Here is a 2,714-nt window from a genome sequence, read left to right on the forward strand (position 1 = left end):
TTAAGGGATTAAGTCCCTTAATATAATAAGATTTAGAATTTAACTGCACCTGTTGTAGCAAGTGGGATAATTCTATTAGAATTGCTTGGATAGGAATCTGCCAGATTCGCACAAAATACATTCCCTTGAGCATTTCCTGTTGAAGAAACTCTATCAATTTTAGATGGGTCAAATATTAGATTACCATCTGCATCGATTTGAATTATAGGACCACAACCGCCGTGAGTAGTAGTTCCATCTGCAGTTTGGACATTACCTGTTGGAGTTATGGCACGGGAATTAGCAGCTCCACCTTGATGACCCCATCTACCTCTATCCAATCCACCTGTATCTATCATCCAATCAGCCCAGCTTGAGAATCCTGTTGGAGGATTTCCTGTTGGGTCAATATTTTCAGCAAAAACCCTAGCTGGAATCGCTTTTAAAACAGTTGCTATATCACTTCTAGCCATTGCCACTTGAGCATCTGTTCTAGTTGTTACGAATCTAGGCACAGCAACTGCGGCTAAAACGCCCAAGATAACGATAACAAACACTAGCTCAATCATCGAAAAACCACTTCTTTTCATACTCTATTCTCCTTCTGTATATTTTTATCAAAGTAAATATTATTTAATTTGATAAAGTAAACGGATTATAAACTTTTTTTTTTTAATTTTTACTTAAAAGTAAGCAGGAAGCATAATGCCAATAGATAAATTTTTGATAAAACGATAAAACGATAAAACGATACGCGTTACTTCATAAATCTATCTTAGAATCTTTAGAATCTTTTAAGATAAAGATAAAGTATATTAAAATTCTCCCTTAAATACGCGTTTAAATATATTATCTACATTTTTTATGAAATAATTATAATCAAAACATTCTCTAATATCATCTTTGGATAAATAACCTAAAAGCTCGTCATCTTGCAAAAGATATTGTAAATATAAGCTTTCACCTTTGCTATTTATCGCGCTTTTGCCCTCTTGTAAATCATTCCAAACTTTCATAGCATTTCTTTGCACAATTCTATAAGCATCCTCTCTATTTATTCCCTTTTTAGGCAATTCTAAAAGAATTCTTTGTGAGAAAACAAGTCCTCCAGTTAATTGTAGATTTTTCATCATATTTTTTTCATAAACTACCAAATTTTCTACTAAATCACTTAAACGATTAAGCATAAAATCAAGAGTTATAAATGCATCAGGTAGGATAAATCGCTCCACTGAACTATGGCTAATATCTCGCTCGTGCCAGAGTGCGACATTTTCCATTGCTGGAATTACATATGAACGCAAGATTCTACAAAGTCCTGTGATATTTTCGCTAAGCACAGGATTCCGCTTGTGTGGCATAGCGGAGCTACCCTTTTGCCCTTTGGAGAAAAATTCCTCACATTCATATACTTCAGTTCGTTGAAAATGCCTAATTGCAACAGCTATTTTTTCACAACTACTAGCAAGTAATGCTATATCAGCAAAAAGTCTTGCATACCTATCTCTTTGTATTATTTGATTGCTAACTAAAGCACAATCAAGCCCTAAATCCCTACAAACAAATTCTTCTAATTCCATAGGCGAATGTGCCATATTTCCCATAGCTCCGCTAATTTTGCCAATAGATACAATATTTAAGGTTCGCTTCATACTTTCTAAATGCACTCTTATTTCATCATACCAAATTGCCACAACAAGCCCAAAAGTGATTGGTTCTCCGTGGATTCCGTGGCTTCTGCCAACCATTAAGGTGTCTTTATATCTAAATGCTTTTTTATTCAACTTATCTAAAAGTAAAGTAATATCATCTATAATTAATAATAAACTATCTCTAATTTGCAGTGCCACAGCAGTATCAATCGTATCACTACTAGTTATTCCATAATGAAACCATCTACTTTCTTCGCCTAAAGAATTTGCAATCGAAGTTGTAAAGGCTATTAAATCGTGTTTTGTAATTTTTTCAATTTCTTCCATTTCTTCAATATTAAATTTGGCATTTTTACAAATATTTTCGCAATCCTTATCGCTAATCAATCCAAGATTATTCCACCCACGAACAACGGCTTTTTCTACCTTTAGCCAAGCATCAAATTTTGCTTCTTTGCTCCATAGTTTTGTCATTTTATCTCGTGAATATCGCTCTACCATAATAGAATCTCCTAAGTTAATTTTTAGAATTAAGGCAAATATAATTATTCGAATTTTACTAGAATTTTTAAACCAAATATATTAGATTTTATTTTACACTATCAAAATTATTCTATCTCCTATTTATATAATACAATTTTATACATTTATTTAAAGAATTATTAAAAAAATATTGTTTATAATTCATTAATTATATTATTTAATATTCGTTAATATTATTTAATTGTATATTTTATATTAATAAAGGGGGATAAATATATGAAAAGAAATGCTTTCTCAATGATTGAATTGGTTTTCGTTATTGTTATACTAGGAGTTTTAGCAGCAGTTGCTGTTCCTAGATTTGTAACAACTAGAACAGATGCACAAGTTGCAATGCTAAGAAGTGATATAGCCTCAACGCTAAAAGCAATTCCAGCTAGAATCTTTGCTGAGAATCTAGACCCAACAGCTTCCGCTCCAACAGGATTCTCAAATTGGGGAGAATGGATAATAGATACAGGTGGATTAGATAGAGGTAGATGGGTGGCAATGACAATAGGAAATCAAAGTGGAGTTGCACCATTTGCAACATCAAATACT

The 2,714-nt window shown here is 32.5% G+C and carries 3 protein-coding genes; 1 reads left to right on the forward strand and 2 read right to left on the reverse strand.

Annotation, left to right across the window (positions count from 1 at the left end; translation table 11 throughout):
* Positions 1-32 precede the first annotated feature (32 nt).
* Both CCY99_RS09250 and purB read right to left on the reverse strand, forming a co-directional pair.
* Positions 33-569, reverse strand: a complete 537-nt coding sequence (locus tag CCY99_RS09250) for a prepilin-type N-terminal cleavage/methylation domain-containing protein (protein ID WP_112061134.1) — start codon at positions 567-569, stop codon at positions 33-35.
* 225 nt (positions 570-794) lie between these two features.
* The gene (purB, locus tag CCY99_RS09255) at positions 795-2,132 is read right to left on the reverse strand and encodes an adenylosuccinate lyase (RefSeq protein WP_112061135.1); all 1,338 of its coding nucleotides are present in this window, start codon (positions 2,130-2,132) and stop codon (positions 795-797) included.
* A 258-nt stretch (positions 2,133-2,390) separates the two neighbouring features.
* Here purB and CCY99_RS09260 point away from each other — a divergent pair.
* A partial coding sequence (locus CCY99_RS09260; RefSeq protein ID WP_146744970.1) for a type II secretion system protein occupies positions 2,391-2,714 on the forward strand: 324 nt, incomplete at its 3' end.

The sequence above is a fragment of the Helicobacter sp. 16-1353 genome (assembly GCF_003288815.1).
GTDB lineage: Bacteria > Campylobacterota > Campylobacteria > Campylobacterales > Helicobacteraceae > NHYM01.